The sequence below is a fragment of the Arthrobacter globiformis genome (assembly GCF_003261175.1).
Classification (GTDB): Bacteria; Actinomycetota; Actinomycetes; order Actinomycetales; family Micrococcaceae; genus Arthrobacter; species Arthrobacter globiformis_A.
This window is the reverse complement of record NZ_QLNP01000094.1, coordinates 41701-66257: the sequence shown is the minus strand read 5'-3', so window position 1 is coordinate 66257 and position 24557 is coordinate 41701. Positions and strand designations below refer to the sequence as shown.

Genomic DNA, 24557 nt, shown 5'->3' with positions numbered 1-24557 from the left:
CTAATTGACGGCGCCGGGCTAATTGACAGCGGGCCGGCTGCTGCGTGCCCCGGGGCTGTCATGGGCAGGGGCGCGGCATGGGCGCGGCATGGGCGGGGGCGCGGCAGCCGGCCCTCTGTCATCGGCCGCGGCCCTACGCCTGTCACGCACCGCCGGCCGCGGCTAGCATGGCCTCATGATTCAAGGCCCCATGACTCCGGGCCCGCTGACACGAGGACAGCGCCTGAGGCAGCTCGCTAACATGCTGAACGTCTCCACGGCGCTGGGGCTGGTGCTTGCCGGGCTGGCCCGCACCCGGACGTTCCGGGGTCCCCGCGGCCTGATTGTCGCCACCGGATACCGCTGGCGGCTGCCGGCGGCTGGCGCCTTCACGGTGGGCAACGTGGTCATCTTCCGCGCGGATGCTGACGCCGCTTTGGCTAGCCGCCTGCTCCTGGGCCACGAAGAGCGGCACAGCACCCAGTACGCCTGGTGCCTCGGGCTGCCCTTCCTGCTGTTCTATTTCGCGGCCGCGGCCTGGTCCGCCGCGCGGTACGGCGATCCGGCGTCGGGAAATCCCTTCGAGCGGCACGCGGGCCTGGAGGCCGGCGGCTACGTGGACCGGAGGCACAGGCATGACCGGAGGAACAGGCATGAGTAAGCCCGCGGGCATGTGGGAAAGCACTGGCCGGGCGGAAGCCCGGACTGTCACAGTCACCGGAACCGGAACCGCGGAGGCCGCGCCGGACCTGCTGACCCTCTCCATTGGCGTGGAATGCCGGCGCGACAGCGCAAGTGACGCCTATGCCGCCGCCGGCGAGGCCTCCGCTGTCGTGACGGCTGCGCTGCGCAGCGGGGGCGTGGAGAACCGGGACATCAGGACCTCGGGTCTCAACGTCCGGGCCGACGTCGTCTGGCAGGAGGGCCGGGGCCAGCGGGTCACCGGGTACGTGGCATCCAGCATGCTCGGCGTCCGGTTGCGGGATCCTGCCTCCGCCTCGGGGGTCATCGCTGCTGCGGTGGATGCCGGCGGCAACGACGTCCGCCTGGACGGCGTGCAGCTCGGCTTCGCCGATGCCGCAGCCGTGATGGCGCGGGCCCGCGAGGCCGCGTGGGCCGACGCGCGCGCCGCAGCATCGCAGCTGGCCGCGCTTGCGGGCGCTGAGCTGGGTGAGGTGGCCTCCGTGCGGCAGCAGCCGGTACCGTCGTCGCCCATCCCAGTGGGCGGGATGCAGCGGGCCTTCGCCGCCGACGCCTTGACGGTGGAAGCCGGTGAATCCTGTCTCAGCGCCAGCGTCACGGTTGTGTGGGAGCTGCGCTCCCGGGCAGGGACACCGCCGGTGCCCTAGCGAAGGCTTCGGGCCGCCCTAGTGAAGACTGCCGGCGGCGAGCGCGACGTCGGATGGCTGGTTTACGCCGGCAGGCTGGGACGGCTGATTGACCGAGGTCCGGACGACGGCGGCAATCGCCGCCGCCATTGCGGCGACAGGCAGTGACGGGACAGCGCTCCCCTGCTCTACCTGGTCGGGCGCGAACGGCACGTGGACGAACCCGCCGCGGACGCCCGGCCGGAGCGTGAGCTCGTGCATGAGCGTATAGAAAATGTGGTTGCAGACGTACGTTCCCGCCGTCTGTGAGACCTCGGCGGGAACACCTGCACTTTGCACGGCAAGAAGGGCTGCCTTGATCGGCAAGGAAGTGAAGTAGGCCGCCGGCCCGCCGGGCACCACCTCCCGGTCCACGGGCTGGTTCCCTGCATTGTCCGGAATGGGCGCGTCATCGCAGTTGATGGCAACCCGTTCCAGTGACACGCGCCCGCGGCCTCCGGCTTGCCCGATGCACACCACCAGTTCAGGCTCCAGGCTACCGAGGGCATTCCGCAGCACACTCGCGGCCGCGCCGAACACGCAGGGCAGTTCCACGGCCTCCACGACGAAGCCTTCGGCCCGGAGCAGATCCCGCGCGGACAGGGCGGCCGCCCAGGCCGGATTCATCGGCTGGCCGCCGAAAGGTTCAAAGCCGGTGAGCAGAATCATGGACCCAGCGTAGTCGCCCGTCCGCAGGAACGCCGACGACGGGCCTTGACTTAAGTTCGAACATACCTTCGAATGGAGGGCATGAGATGGGACGCACAGGCACTCAAACCGACACAGGAAGAGATGCCGGGGACTGCACCGCTGTTGCCTCTGGCCGGCCTGGTGCGGTCTGTGTCCACGCCCGAGTTCGCCGGGGTCACCTTTCATGAGGTCACCGCCAAATCGGTGCTCAATAAGGTGCCCGCCGGCTCACGGATGCCGTTCGAGTGGACGGTGAACCCTTACCGGGGCTGCAGCCACGCGTGCGTCTACTGCTTCGCCCGCAAGAGCCACACCTATCTGGACTTCGACGCCGGGCTTGATTTCGACAGCCAGGTAGTGGTCAAGATCAATGCAGCAGAGGTGCTGCAAAAGGAGCTGGCCAAGCCCTCCTGGAACCGGCAGCAGGTGGCACTGGGCACCAACACCGACCCCTACCAGCGGGCGGAGGGCCGGTACCGGCTGATGCCCGGCATCATCGGCGCCCTGGCCGATTCCGGGACTCCGTTGTCCATCCTGACCAAGGGGACTTTGCTGGCGCGCGACATTCCGCTCCTCAAGCACGCCGCGGCGCAGGTTCCTGTGGGCATCGGGATCTCCCTCGCCATGACGGACGAGCAACTCTCCGAGGCCATCGAACCCGGCACGCCCGGCCCCCGGGCCCGGCTCAAGCTCGTGTCCCGGCTCCGCGAGGCCGGGCTGCCCTGCGGGGTGATGGCCATGCCCATCCTTCCCTGGCTCTCGGACAGCGACGAAGCACTGGACTCCCTGTTCGCCTCGCTGGCGGACGCGGGCGCCACGGGCGTCACGGCCGGTGCGCTGTATCTGAAGCCCGGCACCCGGGAATGGTTCATGCAGTGGATCGCCGCCCGGCATCCGGAACTGGCGGGCCGCTACCGCAGGCTGTACGGCACAGGCTCGTACGCCTCCAAGGAATACCGCACCTGGCTTGCCGGCAGGGTCCGCTTCTTCAAGGCCCGGCACGGCTTCACCGGCTCGCACGGATTCAGCCACCGGGACGTTGAGGATTCCCCCGTGGACGATCCGCGCGGCGAAGAAGCTGCCTACCCCGAGGGCAGCATTCCGCAACATCCGGCTGCCCAGCACGGGTCAGGGCAGCATGGCCACGGCAGCGCCCGGTCGTCCCAGCCCACGCTGTTCTGAGCCCTGCCGCCGCGCCCCCCAACCAAGCCCGCAGCCAACCAGCAGCGCAGCCAACCAAATAAGTGAAGGGCAGGACGGTTACCGTCCTGCCCTTCGCGGGCCTCTGCGACACGATCCGCAGTACGCCCCGTGAGCCTTCGCCAGTCAGCCCTGGCCGGTCGGCCCTAGCTGGCCGGAATCACCAGGCCCTTGAACTCCGTCTGGATGAAGTCCTTCATCTCATGCGACGTCAGGATTTTGTAGAGCTTCTGCACCCGGGCGTCGTCCTTCTTGTCCGCATTCACGGCCAGGACGTTGTAGTAGGCGCTGTCCTTGCCCTCGACGAGGATCTGCTTGTCGGTGCTCAGGCCGGCGGGCAGGGCGAACGCCAGCGTGACAATGGCAGCATCCTTGTCGTTCAGCGCCTGCGGGAGGCTGGCGTTCTCGATCTCCGTGAACTTCAGGTTCTTCGGGTTGGCCGTCATGTCCTTGAGCGTGATGGGGTTTTCCGTAACCTCGATGAGCCCCTTGGACGCGAGCAGCTTCAGGGCGCGGGCCTCATTGGTGGGGTCATTGGGAATGGCCACCGACGCGCCCTCGGGCAGGGCGTCCAGGCTCTTCACCTCATTGGAGTACAGCGCCATCGGCGGCAGGTACACCTTACCGACGCTGACCAGGTTCTTGCCCGAGGCCTTGTTGTACGTCTCCATGAATGTGGTGTTCTGGAAGAGGTTGGCATCAACGTCGCCGTCGCTCACGGCCGGATTCGGCGTGTTGTAGTCGCTGAACTCCTTGTACTCGACCGTAAGGCCTTCCTTGGGAGCGAGCTCCCGCTGGACGTGCTTGAGCATGTCGCCGGCGGGCACCGCCAGGGCGCCCACCTTGATGGTCTCCGAGGCGCTGGAGGAGCTTGGGCCGCCACAGGCAGAGAGGGCCAGGACGGTGGCGGCTCCGGCAGCAGCGGCTTTGAGGATGGTGGATCGGATCATGCTGGACTCTTTCGGGATGGAGCGGATGGGGATGAAACTGCTGGGGACGAAACTGCTGGGGACGAAACCGCTGTCAGCGGTGGGACAGCCTGCGGGCGGCAAAGTTGCCCAGCGACTGGAAAAGCTGGACCAGGAGGATCAGCAGGATGACGACGGCGAACATGTACTCAGGGCTGTAGCGCTGGTAGCCGTAACGGAATGCCACATCACCGAGGCCGCCGCCGCCAACCGCACCCACCATGGCTGAGTATCCGATGAGGCCCACAACGGTGGTGGACAGCCCCAGGGCCAGTGCGGGGACAGCCTCGGCAACCAGGACCTTGGTGAGAATCGTCCAACGCGTGGCGCCGAGCGACTGGGCTGCTTCAACGAGGCCCTTGGGCACTTCGCGGATACCGATTTCCACGAGCCGGGCGAAGAACGGAATGCCGGCGATCGCCAGCGGTACGATCGCCGCCGTCGGGCCGATAAAAGAGCCGACCAGCAGGCGGGTGAAGGGAATGAGCAGGATCATCAGGATGATGAACGGAATGGACCGGCCGATGTTCACCACGACGTCCAGCACCCGGTTCACGGCGACACCCAGTGCGCGGCTGCCGAGCGGCCTGGCCAGCAGCCCGTGAGCCTCAGTGGTGACAAGCAGTACGCCGGCCGCCAGCCCGAAGAGGACCGTGAGGAGCAGGCTAACGCCCACCGTGTAAAAGGTCTCCCCGGCGCCCTTGAGGATGGTGTCCAGAAGGTCCGCCCAAAAGTAGGGATCGTTGCGGTCGATCACTTGATTACCTCCACGTAAAGTCCTTGGGACCGCAGGTCGGCGACGGCGCCGGACACTGTTCTTTCATCGCCGGGCAGTTCGAGCCGGGTCCGCCCGGTCTGGCGGCCGTGGATGGTTTCCACGGCAGCGCCCAGGATTCCCACGTCGATGCCGTGCTGGCGTGCCAACTGGGCTATGACCGGCCGGTCGGTGGCCATTCCGGTGAAGGTGATCTCCACGACCGCGTTGGAGGTAGGCGGGATGTCGCCGAGGGGGAAGAGTGCCTGGCCGAGCAGGGACTTCTCCGTGGTCAGCAATTTTTCGACGGAACCGTGCTCCAGGATCCGCCCCTGGCTCATGACAGCTGCCGAATCGCAGATGCGCTTGACCACGTCCATCTCGTGCGTGATGAGGAGTACGGTCAGCCCCAGGTCCTTGCTCAGCTGCCTGATCAGGTCCAGGATCTGGCGTGTGGTGTCCGGGTCCAGCGCCGAGGTGGCTTCATCACTGAGCAGCACGGACGGGTTGGATGCCAGCGCGCGGGCGATGCCGACTCGCTGCTTCTGCCCGCCCGACAGCTGGGCGGGATACGCGTCCGCCTTGCCGCGCAGATCCACGAGTTCAAGGATTTCCAGCGCGCGGGTCCGCCGCTGAGCCCGGCCTGCACCGGTGATTTCGAGCGAGAGCTCGACATTCGCCCGCACGGTGCGGCCGCTGAGGAGGTTGAAATGCTGGAAGATCATGCCAATGTCGTGGCGGGCCTGCCGCAGCTCCCGGCCAGCCAGCTTTGTCATGTCCCGGCCGCCGACGTGAACCGTCCCGGAATCCGGCTGTTCCAGGGCGTTGATAGTGCGGATCAGGGTGCTCTTGCCCGCGCCGCTCTGCCCCACGACGCCGAAGACTTCGCCCTTCTTTACGGACATTGTCACGTCGTCGAGGGCGCGGACCTGCGCGGCCCCTGAGCCGTAGCTCTTGACGACACGGCTCACGGATATCATGCGGTTCCTTCAGGGCTGGGCGTGGAAACCTCCCGGAAGCGTCCAAGGAGTGAGACACCGCGGGGTGTCCAGCATGTAATCTGCCCAGCAGCCCCTATCCTCAACAAATCCGAACAATCAGCTCAAGGAAAGCAGTGAAGCGTGGTGTTAATTTCCGGGGAGGGAGTCGGCGCGGTTCGCTGAGGTGACGCTGGCGAGCAGCGCCTGGACAATCGGGAGGTCGGCCGGAATCCAGGGCAGGCTGAGAGCTTCATCACCTTCGCGGATGCTGACCCAGCGGAGTTCATCGTGATCTTCGAGCGGCCGCGGGTCGCCGTCGGCCACTTCGGCGAACCAGACCCGCATCGCGGCCTTGTCGTTCAGGGGCCAGCCGGCTGGCGCGGGCGCCGCCAGCTCCGCCCCGAGGACGACCCCGATGCCGAGTTCCTCGCGCAGCTCCCGGTGCAGTGCACTCTCGGGGGCCTCGCCCGGTTCCACTTTGCCGCCCGGGAATTCCCACATGCCGGCAAACTGCGGCGGCGCTGTGCGCCGTGCCACAAGTAGCCGCGCGGGAGCGGACAAGGAGTCAAGCACGGCCCCGCCGACGACGCTGATGAGTTCAGTCACCGGTCCAGTCTATGAGGGCAGGGGTCTTTCATGAGGCGGCCCCTGCCCGGTCGGAATATCACTACTGCCGCGAAGCTTGTTAAAATCAGACATAACTGTGGCAACGAGGCCTACTCCGCAACTTCTTTCGAAAAGCAGGCACATGACTTCCACTGTCCAGGCTCCCCGCACGCCGAAGGCCGCCACGAAGATCGGACCCGCCATCCTTGCCCTGGCTATGGGCGGCTTCGGCATCGGTGTCACCGAGTTCGCCATGATGGGACTGCTCAGGGAGGTCGAAGTCGGACTTCGGATCAGCACTCCCGAGGCCGGCCACCTCATCTCGGCCTACGCCCTGGGCGTCGTCGTCGGAGCTCCCGTGCTTGCCGCCGTCGGAGCGAAACTGCCCCGCAAGTTCCTTGCGCTGGGCCTCATGCTGTTCTTCAGCGTTGCCAACCTCTCCTCGTTCATGGCTCCCGATTACGCGAGCATGCTGGTCTCCCGGTTCGCCGCCGGCCTGCCGCACGGCGCGTTCTTTGGCGTGGCCGCGGTCATCGCTGCTTCCTTGGTGGCGCCGACCAAGCGGGGCTGGGCCATCTCGATGGTCATGGCGGGGCTCACGGTTGCCAACGTGGTCGGTGTTCCCTTCGCCACCTGGCTCGGCCAGAGCTTTGGCTGGCGGCTGCTCTTTGTCCTGGTGGGAGTGCTGGGACTGGTGACCCTGGCGCTCATCTGGAAATTCGTTCCGTTCCAAAGGGCACACGCGGACGCCAGCATCCGCAGGGAGCTGGGCGCGCTCAAAAGGGCGCAGGTCTGGCTGGCTATCCTCATCGGCATCGTCGGATTTGGCGGGTTCTTCGCCACGTACACCTACATCTCCCACACCATGACCTCCGTGGCCGGGATCCCCGCCGCCCTGCTGCCGTTCGTGGTGGCCCTGTACGGCCTGGGAATGGTGGCCGGCAACATCGTCGGTGGCCGGATCGCGGACAAGTCCGTGATGGGGACCATCTACCGCGTCCTGCCGGGAATCGCCGTCGCACTGGTGGTGTACGCCGTGGCCGTGCACTGGCCGTGGTCGGCCTTCGTCATGGTGTTCGTGGTGGGTGGCGCCGGGTCCATGCTCGTCCCCGCCCTGCAGACCCGCCTGCTGGACGCGTCTCCTGATGCGCCGTCGCTGGCGTCCTCGCTCAACCACGCAGCCCTGAACGTCGCCAACGCTCTGGGCGCCTTCCTGGGCGGCCTGGTGATCGCCTGGGGCTGGGGCTACGTTGCGCCCGCCCTGGTGGGTGCTGTTCTGGCCATTCTCGGCCTGATCGTGGCCCTGTTCAGCGGCCTGCTGGAACGCAAAAAGCCGCTGGCCCCGTAACGGCAGTCACGGAACCAGCGGCTGGGAATTGCACCGGGCCGGCGGCTCAGAATTTCACGGGCCAGCGGTCCAGGGCGCAAGCCGCTAGGCGCCTGGGTCACCCGCAAGGGCGGGCCCGCTGGCCACCTGGGCGCGGCGGATGTCGGGCTCCAGGTAGATGACCCGCGCGATGGGAACTGCCGAGCGGATGCGGGCTTCGGCGTCGTCAATGGCCTTGGCAATATCCAGCCCGGAATCACCCGCCTCCACGCTGATCTTGGCCGCCACAAGCAGCTCCTCCGGGCCCAGGTGCAGGGTCTTGAGGTGGATAATGGCGGTGCCGTCCGCCTCGATGGCATGCCGGATCCGGCCCACGTCGTCCTTGGTTGCCGACTCTCCCAGCAGCAGCGATTTGGTTTCCATCGCCAGGATCACGGCAATCGCCACCAGCAGCAGACCGATCATCCCGGTCCCGATTCCGTCCCAGATGCCGTCGCCGGTCAGCAGCGTCAGCCCAACGCCGAGGAGGGCGAAGACGAGGCCCAGCAGCGCACCGAAGTCTTCGAGGAGGATCACCGGAAGCTCGGGCTGCTTGGCCGTCCGCACGAAGCTGATCCAGCCCTGGCTGCCGCGGATGCGGTTGGCTTCGCTGATGGCCGTCCGGAACGAGAACGACTCGGCGATGATGGCTCCCACCAGCACGGCCAGGGGCACCCACCAGAAGTCACCTTCAATCGCGTGCGGGTGCTGAATTTTTTCCCATCCCTCATACAGGGCGAACAGGCCACCGACGCTGAAGAGCACGATGGAAACGATGAACGCGTAAATGTAGCGCTCACGGCCGTAGCCAAAGGGGTGTTCCGGGCTGGCTGCCCGCTGCGCGCGTTTTCCGCCGACCAGCAGCAGGATCTGGTTGCCGGAGTCCGCGACTGAGTGGATGGCCTCAGCCAGCATCGAGGAGGATCGCGTCAGCAGGAACGCGACGAACTTCAGGACAGCGATGGTCAGGTTGGCGGCCAGCGCCGCCACAATCGCCTTGGTACCGCCATTTGCAGACAAGGGAGCCTCACCTCTTCACGTGCATATTTCAACGGATGGGACAGGGCGCATGGAACCGCCGTCTAGTAAATACGGTACCCGTCCGGCCCCGGACAGGCACCGGACGGGCGCCGGACGGGCGCCGGACGGGCGCCGGACACGGCTTCACACGCCACGAAAAGAGCCAAAAGTAAGCCTGCTGACAAATAATCACGGGCTGTGTTAGCTTGAAGCCATATCGGGACTGATAAGAATCGATCCCGACGAATATGAAGGAGCAGACAATGGGATTTCTTGCTTGGATTATTCTCGGCCTGATCGTAGGCGCAATCGTTAAAGCCGTCATGCCCGGCAGGGTCGGCGGCGGCTGGGTCACCAGCTTGGTTCTGGGCGTCGTTGGCGCCATCGTTGGCGGCTGGATCGGCAGCCTTCTCTTCGGCAAGGGTGACCTGGCGTTCTTCGACCTCGGCACCTGGATCCTCGCCATCATCGGCGGCCTTGTAGTCGCAGGTATCTACGGCGCCATCACCGGCCGCAGCCACAGCACCCGGGCACCATAACGGGCCCGAGCCCATAACAGACAAAACAGACAGCAGCGGGGGTCCACCGAACGGTGGGCCCCCGCTCCTTCGTGAATGGCTGCCGAAGCTGCCTACGAGTGGCGTTTTGTGCAGATATCGCGACTAAGAGGGCCCTATGCGGCCAAAAACCCAGCGCGCTAGGCGGGCTGCTGGGACCTCGCACTGGCATAGAGGCAAACGGTGGCGGCCGTTCCGAGATTGAGGCTCTCGGCGGCGCCATAGACGGGTACCGCGACCCGATGGTCGGCAAGCGCAAGCTCGTCCTCGGAGAGCCCCTGGGCTTCGTTGCCGAAAAGCCAGGCCGTGGGATTTTCGAGGGCGTAGTCAGAGCCGGCGGCAGAAGCGCCAAGCCGGCGTGCGGCGTTCTCGTCCTGCAAGCGGTCAAGGTTCAACTGCCCGTAGCCGTCCGCTGCCAGCACGCCGATCCCCCGCTCCTTACACAGCGCAGCCAGCTCATTGACGTCGGCGCCGAGGACCACAGGAAGGTGGAAAAGGGAGCCGGCGGTCGAGCGAACCGCCTTGGGATTGTAGATGTCCACGCTGGAACCGGTAAGGACCACGGCGTCGGCGCCGGCGGCGTCCGCAGCACGAAGCACCGTCCCGGCATTCCCGGGATCGCGGACCTGGCAGAGCACGGCAATCAGCCGCGGTCCGGCGTCGAGCACGTCCGCCAGGGCGACATCCACGAAATCGCACACCGCAACGATTCCCTGCGGGGTGACGGTGTCCGCCATGGCGGCCAGTACGTCGTCCGTGGCGAGCCAGGCACTGGTTTCCACGGCCAGTTCTTCAAACTCGGGGTACCGGTCCAGGCAGGCCTCGCTGGCATACACCTCGCGGACTATGCCCGGCTGGCCCGCAGCGATCCGCTTCCCGTGAAGCACCAGGGCCTCACGTACTGCCTGCGGGCCTTCGGCCAGGAACTGCCGGCGCTTTAAACGCGCCGGGCGCCCTGCAAGCTTTGCCACGTCCCTGACCCGATCTGCTCGGGGATTGGAGAGTGGAAAGTCTTGCGGGCGCCCGGTTTCGTTCATATAAGAAACCTTAGTGGCTGTTGCCACCGGTCCTTGAACTGGGAGTTGCCTGCTTACTCAGCAGCTGCAGCAACCGGCTTCTTCGCAGCGCGTGCGCGGGTAGCCTTGGCCTTCGGTGCAGCCTCAGCCTTGGCGGCCGGAGCGGAGGTGTCCGCAGGCAGGGAGTCCTTGGCAACCTGGACCAGCGCAGCGAAAGCGTTGGCGTCAGAAACGGCGAGCTCGGCCAGCATGCGGCGGTCAACCTCGACCTCAGCGGCCTTCAGGCCCTGGATCAGGCGGTTGTAGGTCAGGCCGTTGGCGCGGGATGCAGCGTTGATGCGCTGGATCCACAGGCGGCGGAAGTCGCCCTTCTTCTTCTTGCGGTCGCCATAGCTGTACACGAACGAGTGCAGCAGCTGCTCTTTGGCCTTGCGGTACAGGCGTGAGCGCTGTCCACGGTAACCTTTGGCGCGTTCGAGGATAACCCGGCGCTTCTTGTGGGCGTTTACCGCCCGCTTCACACGTGCCACGTGCGTACTCCTTCAAAAATCTGATCCCAAGCGACTACTGCCGGTATCCGGCTGGCCTGAGAAGGCTTATTAATAGTTGACTGCTGCCAGGTGGCAGTCAGTCAGAATGCTTGGAAATTAGATGCCGAGCATCTTCCGGATGACCTTGGCGTCGCCCTTGAAGACGATCTTGTCGCCGGCGAGGCGGCGGGTCAGCCTGGAGGACTTGTGCTCGAGGTAGTGGCGGCGGTTGGCCTGCTGGCGGCGCAGCTTGCCGCTGCCGGTCAGCTTGAAGCGCTTCTTAGCACCGCTGTGGGTCTTCATCTTCGGCATGGGAACCGATCTCCTTACGTATCCGCGGACAATGTCCGCAGTTCTATCGTGCAGCCGCCCCTGCGGGGGCGGCATGCTGGTTGCTGGCTGCCTGAAGGCGATGCCTTCCGCAGTTTCGAACTAGGTGGTCTTCTTGCCCGCCGGCTTCGGCGTGGGCCGGGGCGCTGCGGGCCGTGCAACAGGCTTCGGCGCTGCGGGCCGGGCCACCGGCTTGGGCGCTGCCGGGGCAGCCGCGGGCTTCGGCGCTGCCGGAGCAGGCGACTCAGCTACGGGAGCCTTCGGCTCAGCAGGCGCTGCCGCCTTCGGTGCTGCGGCCCGGGGAGCAGCCGGGGCTGCCTTGGGTGCTGCGGCCCGGGGAGCAGCGGGGGCTGCCTTGGGTGCTGCGGCCTTGGGCGCTTCGCGCTTCGGCTCAGCCTCCTTGGCAACCTTGGGCGCTTCGGCAGCCTTGGGTGCTTCCGCTACCTTGGGTGCTTCCGCGGCGGGAGCCTCGGCAGCCGGAGCTGCCTCGACCGGAACCGAGGGTGCGTCGACGGTGGCTTCCGGAGCGGCCGCCTCAGCTGCTTCCGGGGCGTCCTGCGCAGTGGCCTCCGTGGAAACCTGGAAGCCTTCCGGCAGAAGGTCGGCAAGCGACTGCGTCAGGGGTGCCTGATCGTCACCGGAGGTGTCCACGCGGCCTGCTGCCTTGGCTTCATTCTGGGCCTTGGCTTCTGCGCGCTGGGTTGCCCGGCGTGCTTCGGCCTTGGCTTCCGCCTTGTTCTTCAGCGGACCAATGACCATGACCATGTTGCGGCCGTCGATGCGGGGGCTGGACTCCACCACGCCGACCTCACCGACATCTTCCGCGAAACGCTGAAGCAGGCGCAGGCCCATTTCGGGACGCTGCTGCTCACGGCCACGGAACTGGATCATGGCCTTGACCTTGTCCCCGGCTCCGAGGAAGCGGAGGGCGTGGCCTCGCTTGGTCTCGTAGTCATGGGTGTCGATCTTCAGGCGGAACCGGATTTCCTTCAGGACCGTGTTGGTCTGGTTCTTCCGGGCCTCACGGGCCTTGACCGCGGCTTCGTACTTGTACTTGCCGAAGTCCATCAGCTTGCACACCGGAGGCTTCGCCTGCGGTGCAACTTCAACGAGATCCAGGTCGGACTCGGCAGCCAGACGCAGGGCATCCTCAATACGGACGATTCCTACCTGTTCGCCGGCAGGGCCGACCAGCCGCACCTCAGGGACGCGGATACGCTCATTGATTCTTGGCTCGCTAATGTTAAAGCTCCTGTGTTCGTGATGGGTGTTCCACCGGCAAAATAGAGAAGGCCCCCAATTGCCGGAGCAATCGAAGGCCTCAAAGGATCGGATGTGCACATCCCGCGAGGGACTGCACGCACTTCCCCAGGCTTCTGCCCGGTGAACCGCCCGACCGTTACCCGGCAACCTTGCTTCCCTGAAACTTCCGGGAAAACGGCTGACGCGGGTGGGAGAGAACTCCGCTTGCAAACTGAATATCAATTCTACATAAAGATGCCCGCTTACCGCACATTCGCGGCAGTGGGTCCATCCACGGCAAAATAACGACATCCAGTCGGTCTGTGACAAGCTTACCAGTATGAGCACTCCAGACAGCAATTCACACGTCTACCAGGCGCCCGGCGCCGGGGACGACGTCACGCAGCAAATCCGCGACATCTCCGAAGTTCCTGCGATCGAGGTCATCACCACGGCGGCCGTGCACCTCATGAGCGCCTCAGCAGTGAAGCTCGGCCTGGCCGCTGAGGAGAACGCCGCCGAGCTGAAGGACCTGGATGAGGCCCGCAAGCTCATCACCGCCCTCGCCGGCCTGGTCACGGCGGCCGCCCCGGAAATCGGTTCACAGCATGCCGGGCCGTTGCGTGACGGCCTGCGGTCACTGCAGCTCGCCTTCCGCGAAGAGTCCATTATTCCGGATCCCCCGGGCAAGGGTCCCGGCGAGAAGTTCACCGGCGCAGTGAACTAAACATTGAATCACGACGGCGGCGGGCCGGCTCTTCGGGGCCGGCCCGCCGCCGTTTTGTCTTCCGGGGGCCGCTGGCTCCGGCAGCGCTCTCCACCCAACCTTTTGCCGCGGAACCGGAGGACGTCAGGATGTTGCGGCGCGGCGGCGGCGCTGCTGCAGGACAAGCCCCACGGCGCAGAGCAGCACCCCTGCCACCCCGACGGACACAAAGCCTCCCGGCGCGCCAATGCCGTCGATGAAAAGTCCGGCCAGCGGAGCCCCCAGCGCCACGCCGGCGGTCAGCGCGGACCCGTACCAGCCCATGGCCTCGCCCCGCCTGGCCTCGTCGACGAGTTCGGCCACCTTCTCGGAGGCTGCCGAAAGCACCGGAGCACAGAGGAGCCCCGGCAGCAGCGACAGCAGGCTGAGGGTCAGTGTGTCGGTGGCAAACCCCATGGGAATGGTCAGGGCAGCCATGCCCAGGAGCAGGATGATCGGTGAGACGGGCCGGTGCATGGCCCCGTAGACGAGGCCGCCGACCACCGACGCGGCGCACCAGAAGAGGAACACCACGCCGATCTCGCCCTGGCGGCCGCCGGTCTCCAAAGCAGCCACGATTCCCACGTCGGTGCCGCTGAGCACCATGCCGGCGCCGCCAGCAACGGCGAACACCGCGGCTACCGCGGCGGTGAACCATCCGAAGCTGTGGGCCACCCTGCGCCTCAGGACTGCCCGCCGCCTGCTGCCCGCGGCCGCCGGACCCAGTTCAGCGGCAGCCTCCTGCAGATGTGCGGGAGCCGCGGCCACCACGGCTACCTCTGCGGCAACCTGTTCGTCCGCCTCACAGGATTCGCTGCGGACAGCACTGCGGGTGGGCGGGTTGAACCACATGAGGAAGAGCCCGGCCAGCGATGTCGAGACGCCGACGGCGGTCAGCCCCAGCACGGAATGGCCGCTCGTGGCCACCACGGCACCTGCGGCCGGGCCGATCATGAACACCATCTCCGTGCTGACAGCGTCCAGGGCGAAGGCGGTCCTGCGCTGGTCGCCGTCCGCCAGGACTCCCAGGGACTGCCGCACCACACTGAAGATGGGAAGGGTCAGCAGGCCGCCCACGAACACGAGCGGCAGCAGCCACTGGTAGGAGACGTGCGGCACGATGGACCAGATGACAGTTTCCGAAATTACGGAGGGTATCAGCGCCGTCCGCAGGCCCACCGTATCCACCCGGCGGCCGCGCCAAGGAGCGCCGAGCGCAATGCCGATGGTCATCACGGCCGCTGCGGTCCCCGCGGCCGCGTAGCCCTCACCGAGGGTAAGGACGATGTGCAGGGTCAGCAGGACGCCCGCCGCCGAGTGGGGAATGCGGGCGATCATGCCGACCGCCAGGAGCCGGCGGATGGGCCGGACGGCCAGCAGCTCCCGGTACAGGCTGAAATTCACAGGTGGGTCCTCAGTTCCGCCGCCGGACAGCGCCGGAACGGACCCCACCGGGCCGGCGGCTACTGCGCGGCGCGCCTTAGCTTGACTTCGATCGAATCAACGCGCTCACCAAACAATACATTCCGGCTCCACTCGGCCTGGAGGCCGGCAACGAGGGCCTGGACCGCGGACGCATCGAGTCCGTCCTCCAGGTAGAGCACCACCCGCAGTTCCGGTCCGGCGCCGCCGCCATCGACGCGGCTGCCCGAGGCCGTGGTGGTGGCGACTCCCCCGCCGGGAAGGACCTCGAGTCCGCGGATGGCCGGCTTTCCTTCGGCTCCTGCGCGCAGCACGGCGGCCAGCTCGCTGTCCACGTAGGCCGGCACCCACTGTTGCTGCTGCGCGAGGGCCCAGACGCCGGGGCGGCGGACCACGAAGGTCACTTCCGACCCGGGATCCACCACCAGCAGCTCGGCCCCCTCGGCGACGGCGGACAGGGCGGCCCGGGCGGCGTACACGGCCACCGGCCGCGCCTCCGCGTGCCACGCCGCCAGCGCTTCCGCCGAAGTGAACACCGGCATGGCGAGGCGGCCGTCGGGAGCCTTGAGCGTCACCAGCGCCATGTCCGCCTGCTTGTCGGCGTGCACGCCGTGCGCGCCCTCGGCTTCCTCCGCCAGCTGGGCCACGACGGGGACAAAGACGCGGGCACTGGCCAGCGAGGCAACCACCGCGGCCTCGTCGCCGTCGCCGGCGACAAGAGCGGAGACTGCGGTGAGGTAACCGGGGTCGGCCGCACCGTCGTCGTCCTCGAAGTTGTGGATTTTAGCCTCGTCACCGGCGAGGCTGCGCCCGGCCCAGGGCTGGCCGGCCGAATCGGCGGCGCCACCCGCTCCTGCCAGGGCGGCCTCGATGTGACCGGGCAGCCGGCGTGCCGGAGGCAGATCCGCTGCCGGTCCGGCGCCGTCGGCGGAGTTGCTCTGCTGCTCGGTCACTGCGATGTCCTACCGGCGTCCGGCGACGTCGAGGGCCTCGGGCAGGGTGAAGGCGTTGGCGTACAGGGCCTTGCCCACGATGGCACCTTCGACGCCGAGCGGCACCAGGGAGCGCAGGACCTTCAGGTCGTCAAGGCTGGAGATACCGCCGGAGGCCACCACGGGCTTGCCGGTCTTCTCCACCATCTGCCGCAGCAGTTCGACGTTCGGCCCCTGCAGCGTCCCGTCCTTGGTCACGTCGGTGACGACGTAGCGGGCGCAGCCGGCCTCCTCGAGGCGGCCCAAAACGTCCCACAGGTCCCCGCCTTCCTTGGTCCAGCCGCGTCCGGCGAGGGTGGTTCCCCGGACGTCCAGGCCGACGGCGATCCGGTCACCGAAGCGGTCGATGGCCCGTGCCGTCCATTCAGGGTTCTCCAGGGCGGCGGTGCCGAGGTTAACCCGGGCAACGCCCAGCTCCAGCGCCTTCTCCAGGGACTCGTCGTCCCGAAGGCCGCCGGAGAGCTCGACCTTGATGTCCAGCCGGCCCACCACTTCGCGCAGCAGGTCCGCGTTCGAGCCGCGTCCGAAGGCAGCGTCCAGATCCACCAGATGGACCCATTCCGCGCCCTGCTGCTGCCAGTTGAGCGCCGCTTCCAGGGGCGTTCCGTAACTTGTTTCGCTGCCGGCCTCGCCCTGGACCAGGCGGACGGCCTGGCCGTTCACGACGTCGACGGCGGGAAGCAGTTCAAGTACCGGCAGCTCGTTTTGGCTGGTCATCAGGGGTCCTCAGTTCTTGTAGGCGCTGGTTCCGGCGGGCCGCTACTATGGCGGCGCACACGGCGGGTTGGTGGGTTATTTGCCGGGAAGGGTCAGCAGGTAGGCGGCCAGCAGCGACATGGCGGCCAGCAGGTAGAAACCGACCTGGATCCAGAGCGGCTTGCGCTGCTGTCTGAAGGACAGGCCGCCGCCCACCAGGAGACCGGCCAGTCCCATCAGGAGGATGGACCACATCTAGGCGTCCGCCGTCTGCCGGGAGTGCGGCGCGCGGAGCCCGTCGACCCAGTTTTTCAGCAGACGCGCGCCGGCGTCACCGGACTTTTCCGGGTGGAACTGGGTGGCGCAGAGCGGGCCGTTCTCCACGGCGGCGATGAAGGGGCCACCGTGCTCGGACCACGTGACCAGCGGCGGCGCCATCCGGGGCTGGATCACGTCGAAGTCCCAGTTCTGGACGCCGTAGGAGTGCACAAAGTAGAACCGCTCGCCCTCGACGCCGTCGAAAAGCCTGGAGCCTTCCGGAACCTTGACCGTGTTCCACCCCATGTGCGGCACCACATCGGCCGGGAGGAGTTCCACCTTGCCGGGCCATTCCCCCATGCCTTCGGCTTCGGTTCCGTGTTCGACGCCGGCTTCGAAGAGCACCTGCAGGCCGACGCAGATGCCGAGGACCGGACGTCCGCCGGCAACGCGGCGGCCGATCATCCGGATGCCGTCAACGGCCTTGAGTTCGCGCATGACCGTTTCGAAGGCGCCGACGCCGGGAACGACCAGCCCGTCGGCGTTCAGCACGTCCTCGGGCTTGGAGCTCAGAATGACCTCCGCACCGGCACGCTCCAGGGCGCGAACGGCCGAACGGACGTTGCCGGAGCCGTAGTCCAGGACGGTGACGGTGGGTTTGCCCTCCGGGGATGCCGGCTTCAGCGTGGCCGACGGGTCGAGGATCGCACCCTCGTGCAGTACTTTGCCGGTCATAGTGCTCCCTTGGTGGACGGAATGCCCTCGACGCGGGGATCCGGCTCGACGGCTGCGCGGAGGGCCCTGGCGAAGGCCTTGAACTGGGCTTCCACGATGTGGTGCGGGTCGCGGCCGGCGATGAGGTTCATGTGCAGGCAGATGCCGGCGTGCAGCGTGATGGCCTCGAATACGTGCCGGGTAAGCGAACCCGTAAAGTGGCCGCCGATCAGGTGGTACTCCTGCCCGGCTGGCTCGCCGCCGTGGACCAGGTAGGGCCGGCCGGACACGTCGACGACGGCGTGCGCGAGGGCCTCGTCCAGGGGCACGGTGGCCTCGCCGAAGCGGCGGATGCCCGCCTTGTTGCCCAGCGCGGTGCGCAGGACCTCGCCGAACGTGATGGCAACGTCCTCGACGGTGTGGTGGACGTCAATGTGGGTGTCGCCTGTGGCCTTGACGGTCATGTCGATGAGTGAGTGCTTGCACAGCGCCGTCAGCATGTGGTCGTAGAACGGGACCGACGTGCTGATATCCGACACTCCGGTGCCGTCGAGGTTGATCTCCACCAGCACGGAAGATTCGCTGGTGGCACGCTCCATGCGTGCAGTCCGGGCCTCGGCAGCCTTGATTCCGGTGTCGCTCATGGTGATAGATGTCCTTTGACGAAGGATGGGGGCGGACCTGACCTGGTCCATATCCAAGTTTAGGCCGGAAGTGCGGCCTGCCGGGCCAGGATGCTTTCCAGCGCTTCCAGGAAGGCTGTGGTTTCCGTCTCAGTACCGGCCGTGACCCTCAGGTGGCCGGCGATGCCGACGTCGCGGACAAGCACCCCTGCATCCAGCAGTCCCTGCCAGACGTCATGGGGGTTCTCCAGCCCGCCGAAGAAGACGTAGTTGGAATCGGACGCAGCAGGCCGCAGCCCCATGCGCGTCAGTTCCGCGACGATCCGGTCACGCTGCCGCTTGATGTCCTGGACATCGGCCATGAGCGCTTCGCGGTGCTGCAGCGCTGCGAGGGCGGTAGCCTGCGTGACGGCCGACAGGTGGTAGGGCAGGCGCACTAACCGGAGGGCGTCAGTCACCTCCGGGGCGGCAGCCATGTAGCCTAGGCGGGCGCCGGCAAGAGCGAACGCCTTGCTCATGGTCCGGGAGACGATGAGCCGCTCCCGGCCGGGCAGCAGGGTGAGGGCGCTGGGCGTGCCGTCGTGCGCAAACTCGTGGTAGGCCTCATCCACCACGACGACCGCCTGGCTGGCCTCGCCCGCCTCGTATACGGCTTCCACCACATCCAGGCCCAGGCCGGTGCCGGTGGGGTTGTTGGGTGAGCACAGGAAGACGATGCTGGGCTGGAGGTCGCGCACCTGGCTTGCGGCGGACTCGGCGCTGAGGCCGTAGTCGTCGGCGCGCTTGCCGGCGATGTAGGCGGTGTCCGTGCCGCTGGCCAGCAATGGGTACATGGAGTAGGTCGGAGGGAAGCTCAGCAGCGAACGGCCCGGGCCGCCGAAGGCCTGGAGGATCTGCTGCAGGACCTCGTTGGAGCCGTTGGCTGCCCAGAGATTGTCCGCGCTGAGCCCATGGCCGAGGTATTCGGCCAAGGCTTCCCGGAGTTCGGTGAATTCGCGGTCGGGGTACCGGTTGAGGCCAGCGGCGGCCTCGGTTACGGCCGCCGTGATGGCCGCACGCACGTCGGCCGGCACGCCATGCGTGTTCTCGTTGACGTTGAGCAGGATCGGAACATCAAGCTGCGGGGCGCCGTAGGGGGACAGCCCCCTCAGGTTGGTCCGCAGGGGCAGTCGGTTGAGTCGCTCAAGCTGGTCAGTCACTAGAACAGTTTAAGTAACCCGGAGGGCTGGCCGGAAACTGTGACGGTTCCGGCCTCCGGAAACCGCACGCCGCCACCCTATTTGGTGGGCACAAACAGCTGCTGACCGGGCATGACTTTCCCGGCCTGGAGATCATTGAGCTGGACAATGTCCGCAATCACATCCCGCGGATCGCGGTCCGGGTCAACCTGCCCAGCGATGGCCCACAGTGATTCGCCGGGCTGCACCGTGACCGAAACCGTGGGCGTGACCGTCAGACCACTGGCATTGTCTGCCGCCTTGGCCGGGGAGTTCAGGAGCCCGGTCAGGGACAGGATAACGGCGGCCAGCAGAACAAGCGGCAGGCCGATCAGGACAATGCGGCCACGTCGGGTGAGACGAAGCCGCGGCGGCTTCCCCGGCCGGGACACGGCCGATGAGCGGGACGCTGCCGTCGAACGGGGTGCCGCCGTCGAAAGGGACATTGCCGTTGAAGTTGATGCTGCTGTTGACGCTGACATGGCGTGAGCCCTCCTGGACCAGTTGTGCTGCCTCGTATTCGAATAAACAGTTCGAACACCGGACTGCCAAGCGGCCCGCACTAGAACACATGTTCGAACTTTGCTTTTTCTAGTTTTAGCACCTATCGACGAATTAAGTCGAGACTCGCTAGAACAAATGTTTGAAAAAGCACTATGGCTGGCCTACGTTGGAAATCACAGAACAACCACATCTGCAGTTGATCAGCAGGGTCTGACATTTTCAGGCCGGAAGTTCCCGGCCACTGCAGCTACCGCGGCCGGGAGGAACGGAAAGGCGTTGGCGAACATGGCAGCACAAGCCTCTGACGGCAAGGCTCCCCAGCGCAGCCCGCGGTCTCAGCGGACCCCGAAGGGACTGACCGTCCGGCAGAAAAAGATCCTGGAAACCATCCAGCGCTCGGTCAATGACAACGGCTACCCGCCATCGATGCGGGAAATCGGCGACACCGTCGGCCTGGCCAGCCTGTCCAGCGTGACCCACCAGCTCTCGCAGCTGGAAAAGCTTGGCTACCTCCGGCGCGACCCCAAGCGGCCGCGCGCCATGGAGGTCCTGATGCCGCTCACCCTGGATGCAGGGACGGCAAAAACAGCTGGCGCGGACAAGGCCCCCGCCCTGAGCACCGCAGGCGCGTCCGTGTCCGAACTGCCCAGCGCGATGGACACCGCAATGGTGCCGCTGGTCGGCCGCATCGCCGCCGGCGGCCCCATCCTCGCGGACCAGATGGTGGAGGACCTGATGCCCTTGCCACGCCAGCTGGTGGGCCACGGCGAACTGTTCATGCTCAAGGTCGCCGGCGACTCCATGGTGGACGCCGCCATCTGCGACGGAGACTGGGTGGTGGTCCGGCGGCAAAGCGACGCGGTCAACGGCGACATCGTCGCGGCGCTGCTCGACGACGAAGCCACGGTCAAGACCTTCCGGCAGCGGGACGGCCACACGTGGCTGCTTCCGCAGAACACGCAGTACGAGCCCATCCTTGGCGACCACGCCGTTGTCATGGGCAAGGTGGTTTCCGTACTCCGCTCGCTGTAGCCGCTGCAACCTTCAGCCCCGGGCTGTTATAGCCCGGGGCTTCTTTACGCCTGTGCCCCGGCGAGCCGTTCGAGTGCTGCGACCGCGGTCTTCTTGTCGGTCGTCGGCCAGAACGGCGGCAGGGCGGCCCGCAGGAACCCGCCATAGCGTTCCGTGGACAGCCGGGAATCCAGCACCGCCACCACGCCCTTGTCATTCGTGGACCGGATGAGCCGTCCGGCCCCCTGGGCCAGCCTGATGGCCGCATGCGTGGCGGACACAGACATGAAACCGTTGCCGCCAGCCTGGGCAACGGCGCGGGACCGCGCGGTCATGAGTGGGTCGTCCGGGCGCGGGAAGGGGATCCTGTCAATGACCACCAGGCGGCATGATCCGCCCGGCACGTCGACGCCCTGCCAGAGTGACATCGTGCCGAACAGGCAAGTATCAGGCTCGTCGGCGAACTGCTTCACCAGTGCCGTCATGGTGGATTCGCCCTGGCAGAGAATGCTGACATCCAGTCGCGTGCGCAGGGCGTCCGCCGCTTCCTCGGCGGCCCGCCGCGAGGAGAACAGGCAGAGCGCTCCCCCGCCGGAGGCGCGGATGAGGGACTCGAGTTCGTCCAGCGCCTCAGGCGAAGTGCCGCGGCCCGGTTTCGGCAGGTGCCCTGCCACGTAAAGGATGCCCTGCCGGGGGTAGTCGAAGGGGGACCCCACGTCGACGCCGGTCCAGCTCGGTGCACCGTCCCCCACCAGGCCCAGCCCGCCCGCGGCCGGTTCGAAGGCAGAGCCGATGGCCAGTGTGGCTGACGTCAGCACCACAGTATGGCCGGCGAACAGGCCTTCCCGGAGCCTGCCAGCGACGCTCAGCGGGGCAATGTTGACCAGAGCCGGGGCAGTCTCGTCCGGGGCCGAGTATCCCTGCTGGGGATCAAACGTGCTGTTCCGGGAGAACCAGACCACCTCGCGGTTTTCGCGCGCAGCAATCAAACGTTCACAAAGCTCCAAAATCACCAGCAGGCGGGAGCGCGCGAGCTGCCGCCCGCCGTCGGCCGTTGTATTGCTGTCCCCCTTGGAGTCCGACAGCGCCGCCCGGCAGGCCTCACGAAGCTGGTCCACGCAATCCAACTGCTCGTCGTTCAGGCCGTTGGGCAGCAAGCCGCTGGGAACGCCCGCAAGAGCCACCTCGAGGTTGGCTGCCGCTGTGTTGAGCGCGTCAACAGTGATCCCGGTGTGCTTGCGGGCGCCGGACGCCGCGGCATGGACCATGGCCACCGACAGCTGCCCCGAAACCGCGCCGGTCACCCGGTCCTGGAGTTCGTGGGCCTCGTCCACCACCACAACGTCGTACTCCGGCAGCACCGCCAGGCCCTCGAAGGCGCTGACAGCCAGCATGGCGTGGTTGGTCACCACGACGTCGGCCTCGGTGGCGTTATGGCGGGCAAGTTCGCTGAAGCACTCTTCGGCGAGGGGGCATTTCTGCGCGCCGAGGCATTCCATGGATGTGACGGACACCTGCCGCCAGGCCCGGTCCGTGACGCCGGGAAGGAGCTCGTCCCGGTCACCCGTGGTGGTCTGCTCCGCCCATTCCCGGAGCCTGACCACCTCCTTGCCGAGCTGCGACGAGGGGCCGCCCATCGCCGCGGCGAAGTGCGGGACGCTGGTGTCCTCGCCCAGCGAGAAGAGCTGGCCCTCCGAGGGTTCCTCGGAGGGAAAGCCGCCTTCCAGCTTGTGCCTGCAGACGTAGTTAGCGCGGCCCTTGACCAGTGCCACCTTCACGGGCCGGTCGAGTGCCGGTTTGAGGCTCTCCAGCAGCCGCGGGAGGTCACGGCCCACGATCTGGGTCTGCAAGGCGAGGGTGGCGGTGGAGACGAGGGTCGGCTTATTGCTCTCCAGCGAGTGCGCGATGAGCGGGACCAGGTAGGCCAGTGACTTGCCGGTTCCCGTGCCGGCCTGCACCAGCAGGTGGTCACCGGTTTCTATCGCGCGCGCCACCTGCCGGGCCATCTCGTGCTGGCCGCTGCGGCTTTGGCCGCCCATGCCAGCCACGGCACGGTCGAGCAGGTCAAGTACAAGCTGCTCGCCGGCCGTGGCCGCGGCGCCGGCGGCTGCCGCCCCGTCAGTCATCGGTGCTGAAGGATTCCAGTTCAGCCGCGAGGCCTTCCCGGACCATGACCACCGCGCGGGTACCGCCCTCTTCGTGATCCAGGCTCAGGATCTCCGCGTCGGAGTCGTGCAGCTTGCTGATGAGATCCCCGCGGTGGTACGGCACGAGGAGCTGCATCTTGACGCTAGGCCGCGGGATGGCTTCGCTGATCGCCTCGAGAAGCTCGGCAATGCCCTCCCCCGTACGCGCCGAAACCACCACGTGCCGTGGTTCGCGCTGCTTCAGCCGTTCCACCACAAACGGGTCGGCGGCGTCGGCCTTGTTCAGGACGATGATCTCGGGCACCTTGCGGGCGTCCACCTCGGCGAACACCGACCGCACGGCGGCGATCTGGCCCTCTGGGTCCGGGTGCGACACGTCCACGACGTGCAGGATCAGGTCTGCATCCGCCACTTCCTCAAGGGTGGAACGGAAGGCCTCCACCAACTGGGTGGGAAGGGACCGGACGAAGCCCACGGTGTCGGCCAGCGTGTACCCCATTCCGTCGGCGGTCTCTGCCTTGCGGACGGTGGGATCCAGGGTGGCGAACAGGGCGTTCTCCACTAGGACCCCGGCGTCCGTGAGGCGGTTCAGCAGCGAGGACTTGCCGGCGTTGGTGTATCCGGCGATGGCCACGGACGGGACTTCATTACGACGGCGGTTGGCCCGTTTGGTCTCCCGTGCAGGCTTCATCGCGGCGATCTCGCGCCGCAGCTTGGCCATCCGGGTGCGGATCCTTCGCCGGTCCAGTTCGATCTTGGTTTCACCGGGCCCACGGGAGCCCATGCCGGCGCCGGCGCCCCCCACCTGGCCACCGGCCTGGCGGGACATGGATTCACCCCAGCCACGGAGGCGCGGGAGGAGGTATTCGAGCTGCGCCAGCTCCACCTGGGCCTTACCTTCGCGGCTCTTGGCGTGCTGGGCGAAGATGTCGAGGATGAGGGCCGTGCGGTCGATGACCTTCACCTTGACGATGTCTTCAAGGCCGCGTCTCTGGGAGGGAGCGAGTTCGGCGTCCACCACGACGGTATCGGCGCCGGTGGACATCACCACGTCTTTGAGTTCCAAGGCCTTGCCGGAACCGAGGAAGGTGCCGGGGTCCGGCTTGGCGCGCCGCTGGACCAGTCCGTCGAGGACTTCCGAGCCCGCGGTTTCCGCCAGGGCAGCGAGTTCACGCAGGGAATTCTCGGCGTCGGCAAGCGTGCCCTCGGTCCAGAGCCCGGTGAGAACGACGCGTTCCAGGCGCAACTGCCGGTATTCGACTTCGGTGACGTCCTCGAGTTCGGTGGACAGCCCGGCCGTGCGTCGCAGTGCACGACGTTCCTCGAGGTCCTGCTGGTCGCCGTCGTACGTGCTGTGCTCTTCCGCGAGCTGCGAGATGGCCTGCGCCTTACCCAAGACGCCCTGGCTGTCGGCGCGGCTGCCGTTGGCAGGTGCGGCGTTCTTGGCCGGGACGTCCTTGGCGAGGATCCGGTCGATAACAGCCTGGATCTCCTCAGGACTCATGTCCTGGGCTGCCGGCTCGGATCCGGGATTTTGCTGATTGGTCATGGTCTCCTTTGAAGGTTCTGCATCTTCAGAATAGTGCTGATTGCCGCCCTTGGCAGCGGTATTCGCGCTGGGCT

At 66.8% G+C, this 24557-nt stretch carries 27 protein-coding genes; 7 read left to right on the top strand and 20 right to left on the bottom strand.

All coding sequences use genetic code 11. The annotated features are described in order from the left end of the window. Positions 1-175: 175 nt before the first annotated feature. Together DBZ45_RS15305 and DBZ45_RS15300 are read left to right on the top strand one after the other, a co-directional pair. Complete coding sequence (locus DBZ45_RS15305; RefSeq protein ID WP_223257103.1) at positions 176-640, top strand: hypothetical protein; 465 nt, start codon at positions 176-178, stop codon at positions 638-640. Beyond that, positions 633-1328: an SIMPL domain-containing protein gene (locus DBZ45_RS15300; RefSeq protein WP_223257102.1), complete on the top strand. Its 696-nt coding sequence runs from the start codon at positions 633-635 to the stop codon at positions 1326-1328. The genes DBZ45_RS15305 and DBZ45_RS15300 overlap by 8 nt, the downstream gene beginning before the upstream one ends. 18 nt (positions 1329-1346) lie before the next feature. Here the strand turns inward: DBZ45_RS15300 and pcp are convergent, their stop codons facing one another. Beyond that, a complete protein-coding gene (pcp, locus tag DBZ45_RS15295; RefSeq protein WP_111904728.1) occupies positions 1347-2015 on the bottom strand; it encodes a pyroglutamyl-peptidase I in 669 nt (222 codons plus the stop codon). 81 nt (positions 2016-2096) lie between these two features. On the opposite strand from pcp, the gene DBZ45_RS15290 reads away from it, so the two are divergent. Continuing rightward, positions 2097-3218, top strand: coding sequence for an Rv2578c family radical SAM protein (locus DBZ45_RS15290; RefSeq protein WP_111904727.1), 1122 nt, complete (start codon positions 2097-2099; stop codon positions 3216-3218). Positions 3219-3382: 164 nt separating this feature from the next. Here DBZ45_RS15290 and DBZ45_RS15285 read toward each other — a convergent pair whose 3' ends face one another. From DBZ45_RS15285 to DBZ45_RS15270, 4 genes are all read right to left on the bottom strand, one after another. Beyond that, positions 3383-4186 (bottom strand): MetQ/NlpA family ABC transporter substrate-binding protein, encoded by an 804-nt coding sequence (locus DBZ45_RS15285; protein ID WP_111904758.1) that lies wholly within the window; start codon positions 4184-4186, stop codon positions 3383-3385. 73 nt (positions 4187-4259) lie between these two features. Next, the gene (locus DBZ45_RS15280) at positions 4260-4961 is read right to left on the bottom strand and encodes a methionine ABC transporter permease (protein WP_111904726.1); all 702 of its coding nucleotides are present in this window, start codon (positions 4959-4961) and stop codon (positions 4260-4262) included. Beyond that, a complete protein-coding gene (locus DBZ45_RS15275; protein ID WP_111904725.1) occupies positions 4958-5938 on the bottom strand; it encodes a methionine ABC transporter ATP-binding protein in 981 nt (326 codons plus the stop codon). The genes DBZ45_RS15280 and DBZ45_RS15275 overlap by 4 nt, the downstream gene beginning before the upstream one ends. Positions 5939-6085: 147 nt before the next feature. After that, on the bottom strand, positions 6086-6544 hold the full coding sequence (locus tag DBZ45_RS15270; protein WP_111904724.1) for a (deoxy)nucleoside triphosphate pyrophosphohydrolase: 459 nt from the start codon (positions 6542-6544) through the stop codon (positions 6086-6088). A 142-nt stretch (positions 6545-6686) separates the two neighbouring features. Between DBZ45_RS15270 and DBZ45_RS15265 the strand changes: the two genes are divergently transcribed. Next, on the top strand, positions 6687-7892 hold the full coding sequence (locus DBZ45_RS15265) for an MFS transporter (RefSeq protein WP_111904723.1): 1206 nt from the start codon (positions 6687-6689) through the stop codon (positions 7890-7892). 84 nt (positions 7893-7976) lie between these two features. Here DBZ45_RS15265 and DBZ45_RS15260 read toward each other — a convergent pair whose 3' ends face one another. After that, positions 7977-8930: a cation diffusion facilitator family transporter gene (locus DBZ45_RS15260; RefSeq protein WP_111904722.1), complete on the bottom strand. Its 954-nt coding sequence runs from the start codon at positions 8928-8930 to the stop codon at positions 7977-7979. A gap of 263 nt (positions 8931-9193) precedes the next feature. Here DBZ45_RS15260 and DBZ45_RS15255 point away from each other — a divergent pair, with 263 nt between their 5' ends. Next, the gene (locus DBZ45_RS15255; protein ID WP_003798714.1) at positions 9194-9469 is read left to right on the top strand and encodes a GlsB/YeaQ/YmgE family stress response membrane protein; all 276 of its coding nucleotides are present in this window, start codon (positions 9194-9196) and stop codon (positions 9467-9469) included. A 158-nt stretch (positions 9470-9627) separates the two neighbouring features. On the opposite strand, the gene DBZ45_RS15250 is transcribed toward DBZ45_RS15255, so the two are convergent. The 4 genes from DBZ45_RS15250 to infC all read right to left on the bottom strand — a co-directional run bounded on the left by DBZ45_RS15250 (position 9628) and on the right by infC (position 12563). Next, on the bottom strand, positions 9628-10524 hold the full coding sequence (locus DBZ45_RS15250) for a TrmH family RNA methyltransferase (protein WP_111904721.1): 897 nt from the start codon (positions 10522-10524) through the stop codon (positions 9628-9630). A gap of 53 nt (positions 10525-10577) precedes the next feature. Beyond that, a complete protein-coding gene (gene rplT / locus DBZ45_RS15245) occupies positions 10578-11033 on the bottom strand; it encodes a 50S ribosomal protein L20 (protein WP_111904720.1) in 456 nt (151 codons plus the stop codon). Positions 11034-11150: 117 nt separating this feature from the next. After that, positions 11151-11345 (bottom strand): 50S ribosomal protein L35, encoded by a 195-nt coding sequence (gene rpmI / locus DBZ45_RS15240; RefSeq protein WP_009358635.1) that lies wholly within the window; start codon positions 11343-11345, stop codon positions 11151-11153. A gap of 120 nt (positions 11346-11465) precedes the next feature. Continuing rightward, a complete protein-coding gene (gene infC, locus DBZ45_RS15235) occupies positions 11466-12563 on the bottom strand; it encodes a translation initiation factor IF-3 (protein WP_262982864.1) in 1098 nt (365 codons plus the stop codon). Between the two features lie 382 nt (positions 12564-12945). Here infC and DBZ45_RS15230 point away from each other — a divergent pair, with 382 nt between their 5' ends. Then, on the top strand, positions 12946-13332 hold the full coding sequence (locus DBZ45_RS15230) for a DUF1844 domain-containing protein (protein ID WP_003798723.1): 387 nt from the start codon (positions 12946-12948) through the stop codon (positions 13330-13332). A gap of 123 nt (positions 13333-13455) precedes the next feature. Here the strand turns inward: DBZ45_RS15230 and DBZ45_RS15225 are convergent, their stop codons facing one another. The 8 genes from DBZ45_RS15225 to DBZ45_RS15195 form a co-directional block, all read right to left on the bottom strand. Then, positions 13456-14754 carry an MFS transporter gene (locus DBZ45_RS15225; protein WP_111904756.1) on the bottom strand — a complete coding sequence of 433 codons (1299 nt, stop codon included), beginning with the start codon at positions 14752-14754 and terminating at the stop codon, positions 13456-13458. 59 nt (positions 14755-14813) lie between these two features. Next, a complete protein-coding gene (locus DBZ45_RS15220; RefSeq protein WP_440130523.1) occupies positions 14814-15725 on the bottom strand; it encodes an SseB family protein in 912 nt (303 codons plus the stop codon). 9 nt (positions 15726-15734) lie between these two features. Continuing rightward, entirely contained in the window at positions 15735-16481 is a 747-nt protein-coding gene (priA, locus tag DBZ45_RS15215) for a bifunctional 1-(5-phosphoribosyl)-5-((5-phosphoribosylamino)methylideneamino)imidazole-4-carboxamide isomerase/phosphoribosylanthranilate isomerase PriA (RefSeq protein WP_111904719.1), read from the bottom strand. Positions 16482-16556: 75 nt separating this feature from the next. Continuing rightward, positions 16557-16715, bottom strand: a complete 159-nt coding sequence (locus DBZ45_RS22985) for a hypothetical protein (protein ID WP_190243150.1) — start codon at positions 16713-16715, stop codon at positions 16557-16559. Further along, the gene (hisH, locus tag DBZ45_RS15210; protein WP_111904718.1) at positions 16716-17453 is read right to left on the bottom strand and encodes an imidazole glycerol phosphate synthase subunit HisH; all 738 of its coding nucleotides are present in this window, start codon (positions 17451-17453) and stop codon (positions 16716-16718) included. After that, positions 17450-18076 (bottom strand): imidazoleglycerol-phosphate dehydratase HisB, encoded by a 627-nt coding sequence (gene hisB / locus DBZ45_RS15205; protein ID WP_111904717.1) that lies wholly within the window; start codon positions 18074-18076, stop codon positions 17450-17452. The genes hisH and hisB overlap by 4 nt, the downstream gene beginning before the upstream one ends. Before the next feature lie 59 nt (positions 18077-18135). After that, the gene (locus tag DBZ45_RS15200) at positions 18136-19254 is read right to left on the bottom strand and encodes a histidinol-phosphate transaminase (protein ID WP_111904716.1); all 1119 of its coding nucleotides are present in this window, start codon (positions 19252-19254) and stop codon (positions 18136-18138) included. 77 nt (positions 19255-19331) lie between these two features. Beyond that, positions 19332-19718 carry a LysM peptidoglycan-binding domain-containing protein gene (locus tag DBZ45_RS15195; protein ID WP_440130525.1) on the bottom strand — a complete coding sequence of 129 codons (387 nt, stop codon included), beginning with the start codon at positions 19716-19718 and terminating at the stop codon, positions 19332-19334. A gap of 343 nt (positions 19719-20061) precedes the next feature. On the opposite strand from DBZ45_RS15195, the gene lexA reads away from it, so the two are divergent. Further along, positions 20062-20808: a transcriptional repressor LexA gene (gene lexA, locus DBZ45_RS15190; RefSeq protein WP_111904715.1), complete on the top strand. Its 747-nt coding sequence runs from the start codon at positions 20062-20064 to the stop codon at positions 20806-20808. 44 nt (positions 20809-20852) lie between these two features. On the opposite strand, the gene DBZ45_RS15185 is transcribed toward lexA, so the two are convergent. Together DBZ45_RS15185 and hflX are read right to left on the bottom strand one after the other, a co-directional pair. Further along, a complete protein-coding gene (locus tag DBZ45_RS15185; RefSeq protein ID WP_111904714.1) occupies positions 20853-22913 on the bottom strand; it encodes an ATP-dependent DNA helicase in 2061 nt (686 codons plus the stop codon). Continuing rightward, the gene (gene hflX, locus DBZ45_RS15180) at positions 22906-24483 is read right to left on the bottom strand and encodes a GTPase HflX (protein WP_111904713.1); all 1578 of its coding nucleotides are present in this window, start codon (positions 24481-24483) and stop codon (positions 22906-22908) included. The genes DBZ45_RS15185 and hflX overlap by 8 nt, the downstream gene beginning before the upstream one ends. Between the last annotated feature and the right edge of the window lie 74 nt (positions 24484-24557).